Source organism: Pseudofrankia coriaricola, assembly GCF_001854805.1.
In the GTDB taxonomy this organism is placed as follows: domain Bacteria; phylum Actinomycetota; class Actinomycetes; order Frankiales; family Frankiaceae; genus Pseudofrankia.
This window is the reverse complement of the sequence record NZ_MBLO01000275.1, coordinates 1-19,918: the sequence shown is the minus strand read 5'-3', so window position 1 is coordinate 19,918 and position 19,918 is coordinate 1. Positions and strand designations below refer to the sequence as shown.

General features: G+C 71.8%; 17 protein-coding genes and 1 pseudogene. 13 read left to right on the top strand and 5 right to left on the bottom strand.

The annotated features are described in order from the left end of the window. Both BCD48_RS43655 and BCD48_RS43650 read left to right on the top strand, forming a co-directional pair. On the top strand, positions 1 to 797 hold a 797-nt coding region (locus BCD48_RS43655; protein WP_241842449.1), incomplete at its 5' end, for a YncE family protein. Between the two features lie 382 nt (positions 798 to 1,179). Continuing rightward, positions 1,180 to 1,941, top strand: a complete 762-nt coding sequence (locus tag BCD48_RS43650; protein ID WP_071054549.1) for an SDR family NAD(P)-dependent oxidoreductase — start codon at positions 1,180 to 1,182, stop codon at positions 1,939 to 1,941. A 137-nt stretch (positions 1,942 to 2,078) separates the two neighbouring features. On the opposite strand, the gene BCD48_RS43645 is transcribed toward BCD48_RS43650, so the two are convergent. From BCD48_RS43645 to BCD48_RS57100, 3 genes and pseudogenes are all read right to left on the bottom strand, one after another. Continuing rightward, positions 2,079 to 2,960 carry a TIGR03854 family LLM class F420-dependent oxidoreductase gene (locus tag BCD48_RS43645; protein ID WP_071054547.1) on the bottom strand — a complete coding sequence of 294 codons (882 nt, stop codon included), beginning with the start codon at positions 2,958 to 2,960 and terminating at the stop codon, positions 2,079 to 2,081. A gap of 242 nt (positions 2,961 to 3,202) precedes the next feature. Next, positions 3,203 to 3,532, bottom strand: a complete 330-nt coding sequence (locus BCD48_RS54660; protein WP_131804240.1) for an AMP-binding protein — start codon at positions 3,530 to 3,532, stop codon at positions 3,203 to 3,205. A 77-nt stretch (positions 3,533 to 3,609) separates the two neighbouring features. After that, positions 3,610 to 3,900 (bottom strand): annotated as a pseudogene (locus tag BCD48_RS57100) (AMP-binding protein); the annotation flags it as partial. A gap of 408 nt (positions 3,901 to 4,308) precedes the next feature. On the opposite strand from BCD48_RS57100, the gene BCD48_RS43635 reads away from it, so the two are divergent. The 11 genes from BCD48_RS43635 (at position 4,309) to BCD48_RS43585 (ending at position 17,717) form a co-directional block, all read left to right on the top strand. Beyond that, positions 4,309 to 4,515: a hypothetical protein gene (locus BCD48_RS43635; protein WP_071054543.1), complete on the top strand. Its 207-nt coding sequence runs from the start codon at positions 4,309 to 4,311 to the stop codon at positions 4,513 to 4,515. Beyond that, entirely contained in the window at positions 4,512 to 5,009 is a 498-nt protein-coding gene (locus BCD48_RS43630) for a hypothetical protein (RefSeq protein WP_071054541.1), read from the top strand. The genes BCD48_RS43635 and BCD48_RS43630 overlap by 4 nt, the downstream gene beginning before the upstream one ends. 430 nt (positions 5,010 to 5,439) lie before the next feature. Further along, complete coding sequence (locus tag BCD48_RS43625; protein ID WP_241842448.1) at positions 5,440 to 7,191, top strand: hypothetical protein; 1,752 nt, start codon at positions 5,440 to 5,442, stop codon at positions 7,189 to 7,191. Positions 7,192 to 7,580: 389 nt separating this feature from the next. Then, positions 7,581 to 9,518 carry a protein kinase domain-containing protein gene (locus BCD48_RS43620; protein WP_241842451.1) on the top strand — a complete coding sequence of 646 codons (1,938 nt, stop codon included), beginning with the start codon at positions 7,581 to 7,583 and terminating at the stop codon, positions 9,516 to 9,518. A 499-nt stretch (positions 9,519 to 10,017) separates the two neighbouring features. Beyond that, complete coding sequence (locus BCD48_RS43615; protein ID WP_083420122.1) at positions 10,018 to 10,821, top strand: class I SAM-dependent methyltransferase; 804 nt, start codon at positions 10,018 to 10,020, stop codon at positions 10,819 to 10,821. A 449-nt stretch (positions 10,822 to 11,270) separates the two neighbouring features. Then, positions 11,271 to 11,795, top strand: a complete 525-nt coding sequence (locus BCD48_RS43610) for an OmpA family protein (protein ID WP_083420118.1) — start codon at positions 11,271 to 11,273, stop codon at positions 11,793 to 11,795. Positions 11,796 to 11,833: 38 nt separating this feature from the next. Further along, the gene (locus BCD48_RS43605; protein WP_071054556.1) at positions 11,834 to 12,598 is read left to right on the top strand and encodes a hypothetical protein; all 765 of its coding nucleotides are present in this window, start codon (positions 11,834 to 11,836) and stop codon (positions 12,596 to 12,598) included. A 198-nt stretch (positions 12,599 to 12,796) separates the two neighbouring features. Beyond that, positions 12,797 to 13,405 carry a hypothetical protein gene (locus tag BCD48_RS43600; protein WP_241842447.1) on the top strand — a complete coding sequence of 203 codons (609 nt, stop codon included), beginning with the start codon at positions 12,797 to 12,799 and terminating at the stop codon, positions 13,403 to 13,405. Positions 13,406 to 13,569: 164 nt separating this feature from the next. Further along, positions 13,570 to 14,649 (top strand): hypothetical protein, encoded by a 1,080-nt coding sequence (locus tag BCD48_RS43595; RefSeq protein ID WP_071054531.1) that lies wholly within the window; start codon positions 13,570 to 13,572, stop codon positions 14,647 to 14,649. A 365-nt stretch (positions 14,650 to 15,014) separates the two neighbouring features. Then, positions 15,015 to 16,619 (top strand): class I adenylate-forming enzyme family protein, encoded by a 1,605-nt coding sequence (locus BCD48_RS43590; protein WP_071054529.1) that lies wholly within the window; start codon positions 15,015 to 15,017, stop codon positions 16,617 to 16,619. A 249-nt stretch (positions 16,620 to 16,868) separates the two neighbouring features. Then, positions 16,869 to 17,717: an SDR family NAD(P)-dependent oxidoreductase gene (locus BCD48_RS43585; protein WP_071054526.1), complete on the top strand. Its 849-nt coding sequence runs from the start codon at positions 16,869 to 16,871 to the stop codon at positions 17,715 to 17,717. A 42-nt stretch (positions 17,718 to 17,759) separates the two neighbouring features. Here the strand turns inward: BCD48_RS43585 and BCD48_RS43580 are convergent, their stop codons facing one another. Together BCD48_RS43580 and BCD48_RS43575 are read right to left on the bottom strand one after the other, a co-directional pair. Beyond that, positions 17,760 to 18,833 carry an LLM class flavin-dependent oxidoreductase gene (locus BCD48_RS43580; RefSeq protein WP_241842446.1) on the bottom strand — a complete coding sequence of 358 codons (1,074 nt, stop codon included), beginning with the start codon at positions 18,831 to 18,833 and terminating at the stop codon, positions 17,760 to 17,762. Between the two features lie 45 nt (positions 18,834 to 18,878). Next, positions 18,879 to 19,918 (bottom strand): alpha/beta hydrolase (locus tag BCD48_RS43575; RefSeq protein ID WP_491677209.1); only part of this gene is annotated, 1,040 nt, incomplete at its 5' end.

Sequence of the window (19,918 nt, the reverse complement as noted above, 5' to 3'; positions counted from 1 at the left end):
GGCGGCCGTCGCGGGCCGGTACACCCGGCAGCCGTAGCCGCTACAGGCCCACGACGCCAGCCGACACGCCGCCCACGACTTTGTCGCAGCCCTGGTACAACATGTACTTCACCCCGGATGGGACGTACGCGATCGTCGTCGCCGAGGCTCAGCAGCGGCTGGACTTCTATGACGCGCGCACCTGGAAGCTCCACCGCCAGCTGCCGGTGACCTGTCCCGGCGTCGATCACATCGACTACTCGGCCGACGAAAGCTACCTGATCGCCACCTGCGAGTTCTCCGGGAAGCTGGTCAAGGTCGACTGGAAGAACCAGGAGGTGCTCGGCTACCTCACGATCGGCGGGATGCCGCAGGACATCAAGCTCGACCCTCAGGGCGAGGTTTTCTACGTCGCGGACATGGACCAGAACGGCGTCCACCTGATCGACGGTGAGAGCTTCCGCCAGATCGGGTTCATGCCGACCGGAAAGGGCGCCCACGGCCTCTACCCGAGCCGTGACGCCAAGGTGCTGTACGTCTCCAACCGCGGGGAGGGGACGATCTCGCTCATCGACTTCGCCACCAGAAAGATCGTCGACCGCTGGGAGATCCCGGGCGGCAGCCCGGACATGGGCGGAGTCTCGGTCAACGGCGACGTGCTGTGGCTCTCCGGCCGCTACAACCGCGAGGTCTACGCGATCTCCACCAAGGACGGCGGGCTGCTGGCCCGCATCCCGGTCGGCGCCGGCCCGCACGGCCTGTCGGTATGGCCCCAGCCCGGCCGCTACTCCCTCGGCCACACCGGCATCCTCCGCTAAGGGGCGGCCCCGCGCCGGACGCTCCGCGCCCGGCGCCGGGTACCGCCCTCAGGCGCTGAGCCTAACCTCCCAGATCGGCTTCGCCGATCCGGCAGGGACCCTGCTCGCCACCTGGTTCGGGCTTGCGGCCTATGACGGTGGCTGACCTGGTTCCGAGCTGACGACGTGGCTGGGTTAACGCCAGCGCTGAGGCGCCGTCACCAGTGGTGGCCAGGTTGCGCTGACTGCTCAGCAGCAGCCCATATGAGTTCCTTGACCAGCAGCCAGGCGAGGGGTCTCCGCCGATCTGCTGCCGAGACTGGGCAGGGCGGAACGTGCAGAATCACGTCCAGCCGGTCCATAGCAGATCGGTGGGGAAGCAGAGATCGGTGGGGAAGCATTCATGACCGTGCTTGACCGTTTTCGGCTGGATGGCCGAGTCGCCATCGTCACCGGTGCGTCGGCCGGCCTCGGCGTCGCGTTCGCGAAGGCGCTCGCCGAGGCGGGCGCGGACGTCGCCCTCGGGGCTCGCCGGGAGGACCGGCTCAAGGAGACCAAGACGCTGGTGGAGGGCGTCGGCCAGCGGGCTGTCGCGGTGCGGACCGACGTCACCGAGCCGGCCGACTGCCAGGCGCTCGTCGCCGCGGCGATGGCCGAGTTCGGCCGGGTGGACATCCTTGTCAACAACGCCGGCATCGGCACCGCTGTGCCAGCCACCCGGGAGACCCCCGAGGAGTTCCGCTCCGTCGTCGACCTCAACCTGAACGGCTGCTACTGGATGGCGCAGGCATGCGGCCGGGTCATGAAGCCGGGCAGCAGCATCGTCAACATCTCCAGCGTCCTCGGCATCACGACCGCGGGCCTGCCGCAGGCGGCATACTCCGCCAGCAAGTCGGGCCTGTTCGGCCTGACCAGGGACCTGGCGCAGCAGTGGGGCACCCGCAAGGGCATCCGGGTGAACGCGCTCGCTCCCGGCTTCTTCGCCAGCGAGATGACCGACCAGTACCGCCCTGGCTATCTGGAGGCCCAGTCGCCCCGACGGCTGCTGGGCCGCACCGGCGACCCCGAGGAGCTTGCCGCGGCGCTGATCTTCCTCGCCAGTGACGCCGGCGGCTTCGTCACCGGCCAGGTCCTCACCGTCGACGGCGGCTTCTCCATCACCTAGCCCCTTCCCCACCGATTGCGCCTCCCCCACCGATTGGCAATGTCGGGGCCACAGCCCCACCGGTATGCCCGGCCCCTCCCGCTCGGTGGCCAATCGGCGGGGACCCCGCGGAAAGCTCAGGGCAGAAGAGCCGGGGGTCAGGTCTGTAGGGGCATTAGCTCGCGGGCGAAGTCGTCCAGGAAGGCGGGCAGGCCCTCGGGCCGGATCATGGGGTAGATCACGAACTTGCTGACGCCGGCGGCGACGTGGTTGGCGATGGACGCGCGAGCGGCGTCCCAGCCGACCGGGACGAACACGCCGGGGTCGACGTCCGGGCGCCGTGCCCGGATGCCGGCCAGCTGCGCCGGTGGGAGCTCGTCGAAGGCGACCCGCAGGCTCAGCCCGAAGTGCTCCTGATCGACCTCGCGGCCCGCCTCAGCCGCCGTCGCGTTGATGACCTCGATGCCCGCCGCCGCGTCGGCCGGGGTGACGAGGCTCGCGAGCCAGCCGTCGCCGAGCCGGCCGATCCGGCGCAGCGCCGCCGGGGCGGCGCCCCCGAGCCACAGGTCGAGCGGGCGGGCCGGCAACTCGCCGATCCCGATGGCGTCCAGGTGGAAGAACTCGCCCTGGTGGGTGACGGACTCCTCGGTGAGGAGCCGGCGCACCACCGTCAGTGCCTCGTCGAAGACGTCGCCGCGGCGGCCTGGCGGCACCGGGAAGGCGCTGCGCTCGGAGGCGCGCGCCGGGCCCAGCCCGACGACCGGCAGTACACGGCCCGGTGCGAGCGCGGCGAGCGAGACGATCTGCTTGGCGAACAGCGCGGGGTTGCGGCCGGGCAGCACAGCGACGCCGGTGCCGACCTTGAGCCGGTTCGTGCGCGCCAGCGCCCAGGCCATCCCCATCATCGGGTCGACGGCGGGCGACGAGAGCTGCTCGGACAGCCACAGCGAGTCGATGCCAAGCTGAGCGATCCGCTTGACCAGCCCGGACAGCTCATCCCCCGCCGCCCCGGCGAACCCGACCCCGATCCGGACCTTCATATGCCTCCCCACCGATCTGCCAGATTCCGCCCATCGCCGATCCATACGTTCGGCGCTGATCCGACCACTTGGCAGATCCGCACCTCCCAGATCACGACCTCCCAGATCGGCTTCGCCGATCCGGCAGGGACCCCGTCCGCCGATCCGGCAGGGACCCCGGGCCTGGCTAAGCCTCGAAGAACCCCACCGGGCGAAGGCAGATCCACAGCCTTCTCAACTAGCTGCCAGATCCCGTGCCTACGCTAACCCGCGCAGCCGCCGCGATGACGCGGATCGACGAGGAGCTGAGGACTAAAGGTGGCGTGGTTCCACACCACGCCCTTGGGGATCCCGGTGGAGCCGGACGTGAAGATCAGCATTGCCGGGTCATGGCCCCGTCGGCGGGGCGCGCGGGCCGCCGGGCGCGCGGCGGTGGCCACCGCGTCGAGATCATCGAGGCCGCCGAGATCGTCGGGCGCGCGGGCGTCCTGGGCCTCGTAGCCGGCGCCGGGGCGGTCGCCGATCGGGAACGGCTCGACCCAGAACGGGAGCAGGCTGGCCGGGTCAGGCGCCGCGTCCGATCCGTCGGCCAAGCCGCCGGTGCCCCCGACGGTGGGCCCTGTGGACGGGCCCGCGCACACGCACAGGTCGGCGCCGGCGAGCTCGAGGATTTGGCCATCCGCTCGGCCGGCAGGTACGCGTCAAGCGGCACAAATGGCCGACCCGCCTTGAGAATGCCGATCATCGCGACAACGGCGGCCGGGTCGTGCCCGAAAAGCAGCGCAACCGGACGAGAGGCGTCCGTTGTCGTGTTGGCGCGATCCAGCAGCCGGTTGGCCAGATCATCCGACCAACGGTCAATCTCACCGAAGGTGAGAGTTCCTCTGTGTGAGCGAAGTGCCACTTCATCAGCGCATTGGCGAACGACGAAATGAAACCGCTCGAGAACGTTCGCGTCCACCTCGTCCGCGGTGGTTGGTGGCACTCACACCCGCGGGCGCGTGCCCCTCGGAGCCGCCGGCCTCGACGTCGCCGTCACGCTGGACCTCCGCAGTTCTCCCGTTTCTTCTTAACCAGAGCTGACGGCTAGATATAGCACAGGCGGTTCATTGTGGAAACGACCTCAACTATCCGGCCACCGCCCATCAAGTCCTATTACGATGTAGAACCTGGAGCCCGCACACAGCCGCCCAGCGCACTCACAGACCCGCAACACATGTAAAGAACATGTTTCGCGCAAACTTCGGCGCGGGGCCAGCGGCCAAGCCTCGCCCCCCGGCCGCACCCGCCCGGCGTCCCGGTCACCCGGCGGGCTGGGCCTGTCGGTTCCGCCCCGAGCGCAAGGGCCGGTGGGAGAAGTCGATGGGAGATGAGGGACCGATGGGAGAAGGCGATTGACCGGCCACCGGCCGGGACCGACCCTGGAGGCATGGGTGACATCGGCAAGCCGGAACGCATCGTCGAGGACGAGCCGATCTCCTGGCCGGATGAGGAACCGCTGACCGTGCCGGCCGAACCGCTCGAGCCGGCGGAGCCCGTCCCGGCCGGGGCGACGGCTGGCACCCGCGGGCGATGAGCCTGCTGGGCTGGCGACAGTGGGCCGTCGACCGCGCCGGGCTGCTCCGGCCGGCCTGGACGCCCTGGTCGCCCTATCCGCCCGAGCTGCTGCTGTGGCGACCGGACGGCCTCACCCGCGCCCACTGTCTGCGTGGCCCGCACGACAGGCCACCGGGTGAGCACGACAGGCCGCCCGGAGCTCGCGACGAGACCGGCTCAGGTGGCATCCCCGAGGCGGAGTGCGGCTGCGGGCTGTATGCCTGGCGCGACCCCGCGGAGCTGGCCGCGGCGCCGCATCCCCGCTGGACGTCGCTACCGATAGTCGTCGGTGTCGTCCGGCTCGGCGGGCGGGTCATAGTCGGTGAGCGCGGCTACCGCGCCGAGCTCGGGTACCCCGTCGCCGTCCTCGACTCCGCCGGTGTCGTCGCCACCACCTACCAGCTGGCCCGTTACCGCGAATGGCGCGCCCTGGTCTCGGAGTGGCACCCGGGCACCTCGTCCGAGGCCGCCTGAAGTACGTCTCAGGACCGCCCCACTGATCCGCTTACGGCGGCACGGTACGGGCCATTCGTGACCATGCTCGGTCAGAGACGGCCTGATCGATGGTGGTTTACCGAAAGCGACCAATCCCCCATTACCGGTAAAGTTCCGGACGACGCGTCGTGGGTGACGGCGCGGCATGGCCACGCTGGGCCGGTCTAGGGGTGATATGTCCGCCACCGACGAGCGTCCGATCGCCTCTGCCCGCGACGGGCGTGGCTCCTCGGCCACCGCTGGCCCGGCAGAGGCCCCGACGTCAACATCCACCGCGCCCTTGTCGCCGTTGTCGCCAACGTCACCGTTGTCGCCAAGTTCGCCGGCGTCCGAGCCTGGCAGCCGCTTCCCGGGCAGAACGGGGCGCCGGGGGGCTGGGCCCGGGCATCGCCGCCACGAGCCGCGACGAGTGCCGCGCTGGCTGTTACTGTTCGCCGCCTACTGTGCGCTGGCCGTGCTGATGCTGCGCTCGCTGTGGGTGGACCCGGGTGCCCGCGGCTACGGCGTCTCGGACGCGACGCTGTTCACCTGGTACATCGGCTGGGTCCCGCACGCCATCGGCCATGGGATGAACCCGTTCGTCACCGACATGATCAACGCGCCGGACGGCGTCAGCATCCTGTGGAGCACCCCGGTGGTGCTGCTCGGTGTCCTCGTCGCGCCGGTGACGCTGCTCGCCGGCCCGGTGGCCGCGCTGAACACCCTGCTCACGCTCGCCCCGGCCGTCTCGGCGATCGCGATGTACGGCGTGGCCCGCCGCTGGGCGGGAACCGGGCCGGCGGCGGTCGCGGGCCTGCTCTACGGCTTCAGCCCGTACATGGTCGGCGCCTCCCTCGGCCACCTGCATCTGACGTTCGCCCCGTTCCCGCCGCTGCTCCTGGCGCTGCTGCATGACCTGCTCGTCCGCGGCCCCGGCCCGCGGTCGCGCGACGATGGCGAAGCCTCGCGCGACCGCGGGCACCCTGGCCGACGCAGCGCGCGGCGCACCGGGCTGCTGCTCGGCCTCGCCGTCGCCGCGCAGGCCCTCATCAGCGAGGAGCTGCTGGCGACATCCGCGCTGGTGGGCGCGCTTGGCCTGCTGATCCTGGCCGTCTATCACCCGTCGGTGGCGCTGGCGAAGGCCGGCCAGATCGCGCGGATGCTGGGCTGGTGCGCGCTCGTCGCCGGCGTGCTGCTCGCCTGGCCGCTGGCGGTGCAGTTCTTCGGGCCGCACCGGGTCCACGGCGCGATCCAGCCGCACGACGTCGCGGTCGCCGACCTGTTCACCTTCGTCGTGCCGACGCCGTTGCAGTGGCTGGCGCCAGGCCAGGCGCTCGACCACAGCCTCGGGTTCACCGGCAACGCCGTGGAGGTCAGCGGCTACCTCGGCGTTCCCCTGCTGGTGCTGCTCGCGGTGCTCGCCGTCCGGCTGCGCCGGGATCCGCTCGTCCGGGTCCTCATCCCGCTGTTCGTCCTCGTCGCGCTGCTCTCGCTCGGCGGGCACCTGCACGTCGACGGCCGGATCACCCGCGTCCCGCTGCCGTGGGCCGCCGTCGAGAGGCTGCCGTTGCTGGGCAGCGCGCTGCCGTCCCGGCTGTCGCTCTACCTGACGATGTTCGCGGGGCTGGCGCTCGCCATCTGGCTGGAGCAGCTTCGCTTCCGGCCGTCGCCGCGCCGCGCGGGCGCGGCGGTGCTCGCCGCGGCCGCGCTGCTCCCGCTCGTCCCGGCGTCGTTGCACGCCCGCGAGATGCGGGCGCCGGAGTTCTTCACGACGGCGGCGGTGGACGTGATCCCGCGCGGCTCGACGGTGCTGGTGGCGCCCTACCCGCGGCCGGACACGCCGGCCGCGATGCTCTGGCAGGCCCACGCTGACTACCGGTTCAGGCTGGCGGGCTGCTACTGCACCGTGCCCGCGCCGAACGGCGGGGCGCAGTTCCACGGCGCCCCGAGCCCGCTGACGACCGCGATGCTGCGGGTGGAGGCGGGCACGCTGACCCCCGCCGAGGCGCTGGCGTTGCCCGGCCTGCGTGAGGCGTACGCGGCGCTGCATCCCGACGCCGTCCTCATCGGCCCGGCGCGCAATCGGGCCGCGCTGGTCGAGCTGGTGGACGGCCTCACCGGCCACCGCCCGGTCGACGAGCCTGGTGGCGTCGCGCTCTGGGCCGAGACTCTCCGGCCTTGAGGCGGTCCCTCCCGTCCCGCGGGCTTACGGTGACTCGGACGGTCAAAAGGCCTGCCGGTAGCGCGCGGCGAGCGACGTCTTTGAGTGACGACCCAGATTCATTCTGTAGACGCGAGTCAGTGTGCCGGGAGAGCCGGGATGGGTGCTGACGACCGGCCGCGGTAGACGCGAGAAGCTGTTCGAGACGGCTGCCCAGATTGCCGTCCGGGATGATGGAATGGCCGGGGGAACGCCCGTTCGGGCCGGAGGGGCGGGGAAATGCTCGCCCTCCGTGCCCGCGGCGGCACACGTCCCAACGGGGTTATGGGGGTGACGTGACGGCCGGTCCAGCCGCAGTCCGAGTAGTGGCGGGACGCTATCGGCTTCTCGCTCCGCTGGGCGCGGGCGCGATGGGGACCGTCTGGCGTGCCTTCGACAAGCTCCTAGAGGCCGAGGTGGCGCTCAAGGAGATCGAGTTCGCCGGCGGTGTGCCCGACGAGGAGCGTGCCGACCGGGTCGAGCGCGCGCTGCGCGAGGCCAAGCACGCCGCGAAGCTGCGCGCGCACCCGCACGTCGTGACGATCCTCGACGTCGTCCTGGAGGACGGCCTGCCCTGGATCGTCATGGAGCTGGTGCAGTCGCGGTCGCTGTTCGACGTCATCCGCCAGGACGGGCCCCTGCCGCCCGCCGAGGTCGCCCGCGTCGGCCTCGCGATGGTTGACGCGCTCTCGGCCGCGGGCGAGTTCGGCGTCATCCACCGCGACGTCAAGCCGTCGAACGTGCTGATGGCGCACGACGGCCGGGTCGTCCTCACCGACTTCGGGATCGCGACCGGCGACGGCGATCCGACACTGACCGTGACCGGTGTTATCGGTACCCCGCTTTACATGGCCCCAGAACGGCTGAACAACGAGCCAGCGACGTTGGAAGCCGACCTTTTCAGTCTTGGCGGCACTCTTTACTTCGCTGTGGAAGGTCAGGCACCGTTCGCGCGGGAGAGCTTCAGCGCGATGCTCGCGGCGATCGTGCTCGCCCCGGCGCCACCGCCGCGGAACGCCGGGCCGATCACCGCCGCGCTGCTCGGCCTGCTGGAGAAAGACCCGAAGACGCGGATGCGCCCCGCCGCCGCTCGGCAGATCTTCCTCGACACGATCCGCGCGGTCGACCCGAGCTACGTGGACGTCGACGCGACGGCCACCACGCCGCGCCGCCTCCGCGGCACGACCGTCGACGTCCCGCCCAGCCGGTCGGACAGCGACGCCAGCCTCCCACCGACGGGTCGGCCCGCGACGGGCCGACCGGAGCCCGGGCGAGTGGGAACGGGGCCCGCGGAGTCGATCCGGCAGGTCCGGGAGCCCCGGGAGACCAGCCGGGACGCCCGGGCCGACAGCGCTCGTTCCCAGCCGACGGAAAGCCGGCCGCTGCCGCCCGCGGAGCTCACCGCCCTCGAGGAGGACGGCGCGATCGCGCTGCGCTGGGCGCCGTCGCCCACGCCCGGCGTCGTCTACCGGGTGTTCCGGCTGATCGCCGACCCGGCCGCCCCGGGCGGCTGGCGCTCCCGCGGGCTGGGCACCACCGGGGTCACCGAGCTGTTCGACGCCGGCGTGCCCAAGGGCGTGCCCTTCCGCCACCAGGTCGTCGCGACGTTCCGCGACGCGACCGGGCACTCGGGCGGCGGTGGCGGCACCGGCCAGGAACCGTCGCCGGCCGCGTCGACCCCGGTCAGCACCATGCCCCGCATCCTGGTGCCCAGCGTGACGGCGCTGCGCGCCGACCTCGACGGCGACGCGGTGGCCCTGTCCTGGCGTCCGATTCCCGGCCACAACAGGGTCGTCATCGAGCGGATCTTCGACGAGTCGTCGTCCTTCCAGGGGGCGATGCGCCGGTTTCGCGGCTCCGGCGGGCAGTACCTCGACAACGACGTCCAGGCCGGCGCGACCTATCGCTACCGCGTCTGGGTGGCCCCGCCCGTCGCCAGCGCCATGTTCGACCCGTCCAGCTGCGCCGAGGTGACCGTGACCGCGGTGCCCCGCCCGCGTCCCGTGACCGACCTGGAGAGCCGGGCGACCCTCGGCGGCACCGTGCTGCGCTGGACGACGGTGCCCGGCGCCGTCGTCCGGATATACGCCACACCGGTCGCGACGGGGTCGGGCCTGTCCGGCACGGGGCCGTTCGGGCCCGCGGGCCACGAGGTACGCGTCGGCTCGCTGGAGGGCCGTGCCCGGCTCGTCGGTGAGAGCCGGCGCGGCCGGTTCGTCGACAACGAGGGCGGCGCCGAGGTCGTCTACACCCCGGTCAGCGTCGCCGGCGACCGTGCCGTCATCGGCGCGGCCGTCATGCAGACATAAGGCGAAGCCGGCTCGAAGGTCGCTTGCGCGACCGCTCCGGACCTCCCAGATCTGCTCCGCAGATCCGGCAGGAACCCCGGCTTCGCCATCGGGCGCCTAGGGCGCCCTCCTAGCCTGATTTCGGGGCTGAGTCCAGGTGTACGGCCGGGGCTGGTGTCGATCGGGGTCGGGATGTGGTCGCGTTGGCAGTGCGCCAATGCGCCGTCACTTGCTGTGGCTGGGTCGCGGTGGCAGCTCACCAGAGGGGCGTTGCGCCCGACCTCGTCGCTTGACGGTTAGAACCGTGGGATGCCGGGGGCGCCCGGCCCGCGCTGGTTTTGGGGTGAGGCATGGAGCGGTGGCTGGTCCGCTCCGGGGTAGAAGAGGCGGCCGGGTCAGCGGTGCGCTGACGCGCTGTCGCCAGCGGTGGCTGGGTCGCGTGAACGCATCGCTTTCCGGCCCGGCGTGCAATGCACAGGCTGATCGGACGCAGGTCATGGCTGGGCGGGAGACTGGCGTGGTGAGTGACGCGGCGCTGGTGCGGTACGAGCAGGTCGACGAGGCGACGGCGCGGACCGCGAGCCGGCGCTACTGGGAGGACGAGGCGAGCGACTACCAGCGCGAGCACGGCGCGTTCCTCGGCGACGTCGACTTCTGCTGGTGCCCGGAGGGGCTGCGCGAGTCCCAGGTCCGCCTGCTCGGCGACGTCGCGGGCCGCCGGGTGCTCGAGGTCGGCTGCGGGGCGGCGCAGTGCGCCCGCTGGCTCGCCGCGCACGGCGCCCACGTAGTCGGCGTCGACATCTCCGCGGGCCAGCTCGCCCATGGCGTCGAGCTCAGCCGGCGTACCGGGATCCCGGTGCCGCTCGCCCAGGCGGACGCGGCCGCGCTGCCCATCGCCTCCGAGTCTGTCGATCTCGCCTGCTCGGCGTTCGGCGCGGTGCCGTTCGTCGCGGACAGCGGGGCGGTGATGCGCGAGGTCGCCCGGGTGCTGCGGCCCGGCGGGCGCTGGGTGTTCTCGACCAACCACCCGATGATCTGGTGCCTGCCCGACGAGCCGGACGAGGCCGGGATGCGGGTCATTCAGAGCTACTTCGACCGGCGCGCCTACCTGGAGCGCGACGGGTCCGGACAGCCGGCCTACGTCGAGACGCACCGGACCATGGGCGACCGGGTCCGCGAGATCGTGGCCGCCGGGCTCACTCTGCTCGACGTCGTCGAGCCGGAGTGGCCGGAGGACAACCACGAGGTCTGGGGCCAGTGGGGGCCCGTCCGCGGCCACTACCTCCCCTCCACCGCGATCTTCGTCACCGCCAGGCCGCTGTAGCCCAGTCGCTTCGGCCTCAGCACCGCCGGGCGAGCGGCCCGGCGTCGCGGGCGTTTGGGCGATCAAACAAGGCCAAAGGTCCCGGCGACAGGACCGATCGATAGGCCGCGCAGCGGCGCGGGGCGCCCGGCGCGGCCACGGCCGTGTCACGCGGGATCACCCCGACCCGCCGCAAAGGGTCGCGCCAGGTCACCCAGGATGCGGGGTCCTCACGAACGGTGGCCCCAAACGCCCGACTAAGGTGCTTGATGGCGAAGAGTCGCACTGGCACCACTCAACCCATGAGTGACCTATTCGACAACGCCGCACGCTTCCGCCCCACTTGGAGAACAACGAGCCGGCCTGCCGCAGGTCGATCCGGCTTGCCCCGTTATGTTTGGCCCCGCGTTCGCAGTTAGGGGCTGACTGTGTACCACGCCAACCTCACTACCGGGGAGGAATCGCCCACGATGCGGCTCACCCCGGTAGCTCGTCTACGCGCCGCGGCCATCCTGGCTGCTGGCGCGCTTGTCGTCACGGCGGCCGGGTGCTCCACCAGCGGCGACGACACGACCTTCACCCCGGCCGCGGCGGGCACAAGGGCGAAGCCCACCGTCATCCCCAACGAGCTGCCACCGATCGGCAAGTTCATCAGGCAGTCCGACGGCAGCCAGGTGACAACGGTCAGCTCGGACTACCTGTTCGACGTCGGCAGCGACCAGCTGCTGCCGGAGGCGACCCAGGCCCTGGCCGAGATCGTGCCGACCCTGCGCGAGCACGCGGGAAGGATCGAGATCGTCGGCTACACCGACGGTCTCGGCTCCACCGACGCGAACCTGGAGCTGTCGAGGCACCGCGGGGAAGCGGTGAAGGCGGTCCTGGTCGGGGACGGCATCGACGGCTCGGTCCTTCAGGTTGTCCCGAAGGGTGAGGATGGCGCGCAGGACGGCGTGCCGGACTCCACCCGCCGCAAGGTGGAGATCGTCCTCAAGTGATCACCCTCAGCACCCCTCACCTCCGTAGCCGGCTCGCCATGGCCTTGGCCGGTCTGCTGGTCCTGGTGCCGGTCTTGGCCGGCTGTGACATGAACAGCCTTCTCGGCAAGAAGGCCGGCGACTGCTCGACCTACCAGGAGAAGCCAAAGAAGAACGCGGCCACGCCTCTCCTGCTCGTCCTGCTCGACCTGTCCAACAACTCCGCTGCGACCGGGGAGCAGGTCGCGACGGCCATGCGGCCCTACATCGACACGGCGCTCACCGACGGCCAGTACGTCAAGGTCATCGCCAACGGCGGCACCGGCGCCGGCGTGAAGACCTTCCCATGCTTCACCGGCGACACGCCGTTCCTCGTCAAGCGCGCCAACAGCACTCGGCAGACCAAGGACCGCACCAAGGGCGGCGAGGCGCTGCAGACGGAGTTCAGCCACGTCGTGCAGGAGACCCCGGTCAGCGCGACCGGCAGCGTCACGAGCCTGCTCGGCGCCGTCAACGACGACGTCCAGTCCCTGCGCAACACCCCCGGTGTGAACCTCGGCGACGTCACCGTGGTCGTCTGGAGCGACCTGATGGGCACCGGCGAGCAGGGCGACTGCATGAACCTGGACGACAAGCAGGCGACCGTGAGCGTGGCCGAGGGCATCGTCGAGCGCTGTTTCGCTACCTCACAGATCAGTGCCGTCAAGGACACCAAGATCCGTTTCATCGGCACGAACCAGGGTGATCTGACGGCACCCCAGCAGGATCTCTCGCGCTATCTGAGGGGCGAACTGTGTCGGCGGCTGAGCAGTGACTGCAGCTAGCCGCTCGGCGGCCACCGAGAGCCGCGTGGTTTCACCCGCCAGGGTGACGCCACGCGGCCTTGCCGTCGGCGGGACCAAACCGGCCGCCGCGGGCTTCGCACGCATCAGGGCCAACCAGCTAGCAGGAGGCGCAATATCACGCCGCCTGCACGCCGCCGGAGGCCTCATTCCTGAGGGTTATCGACCGGAGGCACTGGTATGAGCAGCATCTACGAGCAGCGGGACAGGCCAGGCACCGAGCCCGCCACTGGTCCGGACGGGTCGTTCATCGCGTCCACGCAGACGATGGGGCGCGCGCGAAAGGCTCGGGGCAGTGCCTTCAGCGAGGCTCGGGACCAGCACTACGCGCCGGCGCTGATGCGATCCGCCGTCGTCATCTTCATCTGTGGCATCTCGATGGTGCTGGTCGTCGGGTTCCTGTGGCTCACGATGCCGTCCTCGTCGTCCGTTCGGGTCTCCGTCAGCGGCTCGATCTTCGTGACGGCGATCGGCTTCTTCCTGTCCGGCAACACCTTCCGGCTGCGTGACGTCCGTCGGCGCATCGGCAACCGGGCACGGGCGGGCCTGATCGCGCCGATCGACGCGCTCTCCGAGCTCCCGCCGCGTGACACCATCCAGCGCCGCTTCATGATTGGCGCGGTCGCGGCGTTCGTGGGCCTGACCGCGCTGGTCTTCATCGCAGTCTTCGCGAACGGCGATGGCTCGGGCGATGGCTCGGGTAGCGAGACGGTCATCGCCCCGATCATCGGCGCTATCTTCGCGATGCTGTGCTTCCTCGCCGGCAGCTACTCCCGGCCAATCGACTGATGGCGACGACGCCCGGCTGATGCGCATGCCCACTCGACGACCGACTCAGGTAGTTCCCGTCCAGGCCGAGGTCCCCCGCCGGCCCCGCACACCGGCCAGGACAGACGCCCCGGCCCTGAACCACATCGACACAGGCACGAAGAGATACGGAAAGCGAGACCCAGGTGCTGCGCAGGGGTAACCAGCCGGGGAAACTGGCTAAGCAGCTGATCCGCCGGGTCGGGGACGCCGACATCGCGCTGGCTGGCGCCGAGACCCGTCCTAAGGTCCTCAAGACCCTCGAGGACGCGGAGGTTCAGGAGATCCGGGCCGCGACCCGGGCCGACGCGCGCTCCCTCGAAGAGGAAATCGCCGAGCTGCGCACCGAGATCGACGCTCGGGCGGAGCGGCGTGAGCGGCAGTCCGAGCTCATGCGCCACAAGATCGAACAGGGCCGCCTGTGGCGTAGCGTCGGCATCCAGGAACGCATTCCCCAGCTGCACCTGGGGAAGGGCCCCCGCACCGTGGTGCTCCTGGTGCTCGCCGCACTGGACTTCTACGTGTTCGCGAGCGCCTACGCCGCCCTCGACGACACCCCGCAGTTCAGCGTGGGCTGGTGGCTCGGCGGTCTACTCGGCATCGCCGTGTTCTTCGCGGGCTTTGCCCTCTCGCACGCCATCAAGGGCTCGATCTTCGCCAGGGCCCAGCGACAGTTCCTGTCCGCGGCCGACAACGGACGGCTCGTGATCGACCAGGATATCCGCCCACAGCTGGTGGACTCGAAGTCGTCGCCGCTCGCACTGTGGCTCACCGCGCTCATCTTCCTGGTTCTCATGATCGCCGGTGTGCTGGTGCGTGTGGAGGGCTCGGCCTCCGATGTCAGCCTGCCGCTGATCCTGTTCCAGGGCCTCATCCCGCTGGTGGCGGTCGTCGTCGAGCTCTACCTGCACGACCCGACCGAGCGCGACGACCCGATGCCGAACTGGCGGGACCGGCGGCTGGAGCGCCACCTGGCCAAGGCGGAGCGGCGGCTGCGCGTGGTGGCCGCGCAGGTCGAGGCGCGGGTCGCCCAGGTCGAGAAGCTCTACCGCGTCGAGGAGGCGATCCTCGACGTCGAGCAGAAGGACATGGGCCTGCGGCACACCACCGACCTGGTCCTCAACGGCGGCCACATCCCGACGGTCTCCAGCAACGGCCGGGTGGCCGAGGTCGACCGCGACCAGCTCGAGAAGACCATCAAGATGGCCCGCAGCAGCCGCTCCTGACGTCTCGACAGGCACGGCTGGCACCAGAAAACCAGAACTTCCCGCTGGGGTGCCGGGGTCCGGACCGTGATCACGGTCCGGACCCCGGCACCCCAGCTCTCGTTTGCCGCTGACAAGCCGGTCCCGGAGCAGGTCACGTCGCCCGCCGGCCAGCCTGCCGACCGTCAGCGTGGCGGACAAGGCGCGAGACTAGGAGCCGATCGAAACCCGGCTTGGCTGGTTTCCGGCGGGGGGGCGGCCGGCAGGTGTGGCACCGAAGCGGCACCGGGTGCAACATGACGGATTGCGGGCATGTGGTGTAACTCACCCACGGTTCGACCCGCCTGGAGGCGCCGGTGCGGCGAAGGCTGTCGAGGGGGTTGTGCATGGTGGCGACGAGAGTGGCCGCGGCGACCGGAAGCAGCCTGGCGTTGCTGGCGGAGCTCGCACGCGAGCGGGTGGGCGACAGCTCGCTGCTGGTGTTCGAGGACCAGCGCTGGACGGGCTCGGTGCTGGCGAGCCGGTCCAACCGGCTCGCCAGCGGGCTGATCAGCGCCGGCCTGCGGCCCGGCGACCGGGTGGTCGTGTGCATGGCGAACTGCCCCGAGGTGGGGATCTCCTACAACGCGGTCTGGCGGGCGGGCGGCGTCGTCGCCCCGGTGCTGTTCCTGATCGGTGAACCGGAGCTGCGGCATGTGCTCGCCGACAGCGGCGCCCGGCTCGTCATCACGACACCGGAGTTCCTGGCGAAGGTGCTCGGCGCGGCCAGGGGCATCCCCACAGTGACGGCGGTCGTGCTCGCTGGCGGTACCTCTGACGGCGCCAAGGACGACGGTGGCGGCAGCGACGGGGAGCCCGGCCCGGTGCCGCCGGTGCTCGACTTCGCCCAGCTCGAGGCAGGCGACGAGGCACCGCTGGTGGACACCTCGTCCGCCGAGATGGCCACGCTGCTCTACACCGGGGGCACCACCGGGCGCTCCAAGGGCGTCGTGCTCAGCCATGACGCGCTGTCGGCCGCCGCCTGGGCCGCCCACCTCTCCCGGCAGCAGGACTCCCCGGATGACGGCCTGCCCCGGGTGGGCCTGTCGCCGCTCCCGCTCTCGCACGTCTACGGGCTCACCATCAGCGTCATGGGGCTGCACGCGGCCGGGCCGTCCACGTCGGTGCTGATGCGCTGGTTCGACCCGGTCGGCTGGCTGACGCTCGTCGCCCGGCACGGCGTCCAGTCGAGCGCGCTGGTGCCGTCGATGGTCCGGATGCTGCTCGAGGTGCCGGTCGAGGAGTATGAGACCGGCAGCCTGCGCAAGGTCGTCAGCGGCAGCGCCCCGCTGCCCCGCGAGACCTCGCTGGAGTGGGCGCGACGGCTGCCGCACGCCACGCTGGCGGAGGGCTACGGCTGCACGGAGGTCGCGGCGATCGCCACGTCGACGCCGGGCAGCGCCGTGCGGCCGGGCAGCGTCGGGCGGCCGGCGGCCGGCGTCGAGGTGCGCGTCGAGCTGGCGGACGGGACGGAGGCTGCGACGGGCGGGACCGGCGAGATCTGCCTGCGCGGGCCGTCGCTGATGACCGGCTACTGGCATGCGCCGGAGGAGACCGCACGCGCCCTGCGCGGCGGCTGGCTGCACACCGGCGACGTCGGCCGGCTCGACGAGGACGGCTACCTCTACGTCGTCGACCGGATCAAGGATGTGATCATCCGCAACGGCTTCAACATCTACCCGCGCGACATCGAGGACGCGCTGCTCACGCACCCGGACGTGGTCGCCTGCGGCGTCGTCGGCCGGCCGGACCCGGCGCACGGCGAGGAGGCCGTGGCGTTCGTCCAGCTCGCGCCCGGCGCGACCGTGACGCCGGCGGACCTGGTGGCGTACGCGCGCGAGCGGATCTCGGCGGTCAAGTACCCACGCGAGATCAGGATCGTCGACTCGCTGCCGCTCACGGGCGTCCTCAAGACCGACCGCAAGGCGCTGCGCGAGCTGCTCGACAACTGACGTCGAGGAGCGCCGGGGCCAATTCGGCACGGCCCTGACCAGGCACTTCCGTCAGGGTTCACGCGGGCCCTTACCAGGCACTTCCGTCAGGTTCACGCAGGCCCTTACCAGGCACTTCCGTCAGGGTTCACGCGGGCCAAAATCCTGGCCCGCCGCTGTCGACTAACCGACTGCCCGCTTTCGGCGCGCAATCCAGTCAGCCTACGATCGAATGTGAATTGTCGGATCGGCGCGGCGACTGGTGATCTTATGGATGATTATCGGGGTCAGACGGCTCTGATCACGGGCGCCTCGTCGGGGATCGGGCTCGCGCTCGCGGCCGGGTTCGCCCGCCGCGGGGCGGACATCGTGATCGCCGCGCTGCCGAACGAGAAGCTGGCCGCCGCGGCGGCCTGGCTGCGCGCGCGCCACCCGGTCACCGTCCACGAGATCGGGGTCGACCTCGCCTTCGAGGAGGGGCCGGACAAGCTGGCCGCGCAGGTCGCCGAGCTCGACCTCACGATCGACGTGCTGGTCAACAACGCCGGCTTCGGCGTCCACGGCAACTACCACACGCTCGACATGGAGCAGAACCATCGCGAGGTCATGCTTCTGTGCTCCGCCGTCGAGCGGATGACCCACCTGTTCCTGCCCGGCATGCTCGAGCGCGGGCGCGGCACGCTGATCAACCTCAGCTCGGTGCAGGGGTTCCAGGCCGTGCCGCACATGGCCGTCTACGGCGCGGCGAAGGCGTTCGTGCTGTCGTTCACCACCGCGCTGTGGGCGGAGTATCGCCGCAGCGGCGTGCGGATCCTGGCACTGTGCCCGGCGCAGACCGAGACGGACTTCTTCGAGGACCTCGGCTACCAGGTGGCCACCGGCGGGCGGATGCGCACGCCGGAGGAGGTCGTCGCCACCGCCTTCCGCGGCCTGCGGCGCGGCACGCCCTACGTGATCGACGGCTGGCAGTACCGGCTGTCGGCCAACGCCCCGCGCTTCCTGCCCCGGGGCCTCGTAGCCCGGATCACCGAGCGCGTCCTGCACCCGTCGAAGATGACCCGCCCCGCGCGCCCGCCCCGAGCGCGTCCCCTCGGCGATGTCGAGCGCGACGCCGCCTGAGCGGAGGCAGCCTCAGTCAACCCGGTGAGGGGCGAGGCGCTGTCAGCGGGAAGCGGCGGCGACCGAGGGGCGCGACGGGGGGGTCAGGTCTTTGGCGAGCTCGGCGAGCAGCTCGTAGGAACGGACGCGGTCGGCGTGGCCGTGGACGTTCGTCGTGACCATCAGCTCGTCGGCGCCGGTCGCGTCGAGCAGCCGCTGAAGCCCGGCGCGGACGGTCTCCGGCGAGCCGACGACGTGCGACGCGGTCGCCTGCCGGGCCGCGGACCGCTCCAGCTCGGTCCACGGGTAGGCGGCGGCCTCCTCAGGCGTCGGGTAGGCCGCCGGGCGGCCGGTACGCAGCCGCATCATCGTCAGCCGGATCGGTCCGGCGAGCCAGTCGGCCCGCTCGTCGGTGTCGGCGACCAGCACGGCGGTGGCGACCATCGCGTACGGCCGCTCCCGCCCCGGCGACGGGCGGAACGACGACCGGTAGAGGTCGAGCGCCGGAACCGTGTTCTGCGAGCTGAAGTGGTGCGCGAACGAGAACGGTAGCGACAGGATCCCGGCGACCTGGGCGCTGTAGCCGCTCGACCCGAGCAGCCAGATCGGCGGCACCTCGGCGCGTGGGAAGGCGCTCACCCCGTGCAGCCGGTGGCCGGTGGGGAACTCCGCGCCGGCGAGGAAGGTGGTCAGCTCGGCGAGCTGGTCGGGGAACTCGTCCTCGGTGAGGGCTCGACCCGTAAGGCGCCGTAGTGCCCGGGCGGTCGCCGGGTCGGTGCCGGGGGCGCGGCCGAGGCCGAGGTCGATCCGGCCGGGGAACATCGCGCCGAGGGTGCCGAACTGCTCGGCGACGACCAGCGGAGAGTGGTTGGGCAGCATGACGCCGCCGGAGCCGACCCGGATCGTCGACGTCGCCGCAGCGACCTGGCCGATCAGCAGCGCGGTCGCGGAGCTCGCGATCCCCGGCATGCCATGGTGCTCCGCCAGCCAGTAGCGGACGAAGCCCAGCTGCTCGGTATGCCGGGCCAGGTCGAGCGAGTTGTGAATGGCCTCGCCGGCCGTCACCCCGCTGCCCACAGGGACAAGGTCGAGCACGGACAGTGGCACCGGGAACGGCCCGGAAGACTGCGACGTCACGTCTGTCCCCAACCGCCAACCCGCCCCGGCCTCTTCCCGCGCCGGTCAGGTCGACAGGGCGCGGCCGAGGAAGGCCAGCTGGGCGGGGAGCTGGCGGCGCCAGAAACCGAAGTCGTGGCAGCCGGCGGGGAAGCCGCGCTCGGCGGCGGCCAGCTCGTCGGCGAGCTCGTGGTCGACGCGGCTGAACGGGTCCGCGTGGCCGCAGTCGATCCGGTAGGCGACGCCGCGCGCGGGGCCGGCGCCGAGCACGCGGTGGTCGTCGAAGTCCGCCGCCGAGTCGAACGCGCCGGAAGCCGCGGCGCCGTAGGAGTGCCACACCGCCGGGCTGCTCGCGGCGACGGCCACCACCCGGGTCGGATGGCGCCGGGCGAGCAGCAGCGCGCCATACCCGCCCATCGACCAGCCGTACGCGGCGAACCGGTCCGTGCTCAGCCCCTGGGCGGCGAGCCTGGGCAGCACCTCGCCGAGCAGCATCGTCTCCGGGTCGTCGCCGTCCGCCCGCCGATGCCAGTAGGTCTCGCCGCCGTCGACCGCGGCGAGCGCGAACGGCGCCACGCCGGTGGCGGCCGCGGCCGCGAGAAAGGCCTGAGCCGAGAGCGGCCCGACGAGGGCTCGCGCCGCGTCACCTCGCCCGTGCAGCACCAGGCACACCGGCAGCGCGAGGCCGGCATCCTCGCCTGTCGCGTCGCCTCCGCCCGGCGTCTCGCCCCCGCCCGGCGTCTCACCCTCGCCGGCGGCGCGCGGCTCGTACCCGGGTGGGTAGGCGACGACCAGGTCGACCTCACGGCGGCGGGCGGCGCTCCTGAACGACGTGACGCTGACCGGGCCCGGCTCGACCGCCGGCACGGCGCCCGGCTCGCCACAGCCCTCGACCGCCCGCACCAGCCGTTCCCGCCCCGGCAGCCAGCCCGCGTACACCGCGCCGCCGGCGGCCGCCGCCACCCCGGCCACGCCGGCGACCGCCCCGATCCCCGCGAGCACCACCCGCCGCCGGCTCGGCCGCCCGGCGGCCAGCCCGCGCCGCCGTTGCTCCAGGCTCGGCCGCGCCCGTGGGCCGTCCACCACACTCGGCCGCGCCCCAGGCC

Bases quoted from the DNA above. Each gene is read 5' to 3' on its own strand.
- BCD48_RS43630 (WP_071054541.1), top strand. From the start codon at position 4,512: ATGAGCCTGCTGGGCTGGCGACAGTGGGCCGTCGACCGCGCCGGGCTG.
- BCD48_RS43600 (WP_241842447.1), top strand. From the start codon at position 12,797: ATGAGCAGCATCTACGAGCAGCGGGACAGGCCAGGCACCGAGCCCGCC.
- BCD48_RS43635 (WP_071054543.1), top strand. From the start codon at position 4,309: ATGAGGGACCGATGGGAGAAGGCGATTGACCGGCCACCGGCCGGGACC.
- BCD48_RS43590 (WP_071054529.1), top strand. From the start codon at position 15,015: ATGGTGGCGACGAGAGTGGCCGCGGCGACCGGAAGCAGCCTGGCGTTG.
- BCD48_RS43650 (WP_071054549.1), top strand. From the start codon at position 1,180: ATGACCGTGCTTGACCGTTTTCGGCTGGATGGCCGAGTCGCCATCGTC.
- BCD48_RS43585 (WP_071054526.1), top strand. From the start codon at position 16,869: ATGGATGATTATCGGGGTCAGACGGCTCTGATCACGGGCGCCTCGTCG.
- BCD48_RS43620 (WP_241842451.1), top strand. From the start codon at position 7,581: ATGGGGACCGTCTGGCGTGCCTTCGACAAGCTCCTAGAGGCCGAGGTG.
- BCD48_RS43610 (WP_083420118.1), top strand. From the start codon at position 11,271: ATGCGGCTCACCCCGGTAGCTCGTCTACGCGCCGCGGCCATCCTGGCT.
- BCD48_RS43605 (WP_071054556.1), top strand. From the start codon at position 11,834: ATGGCCTTGGCCGGTCTGCTGGTCCTGGTGCCGGTCTTGGCCGGCTGT.
- BCD48_RS43645 (WP_071054547.1), bottom strand. From the start codon at position 2,960: ATGAAGGTCCGGATCGGGGTCGGGTTCGCCGGGGCGGCGGGGGATGAG.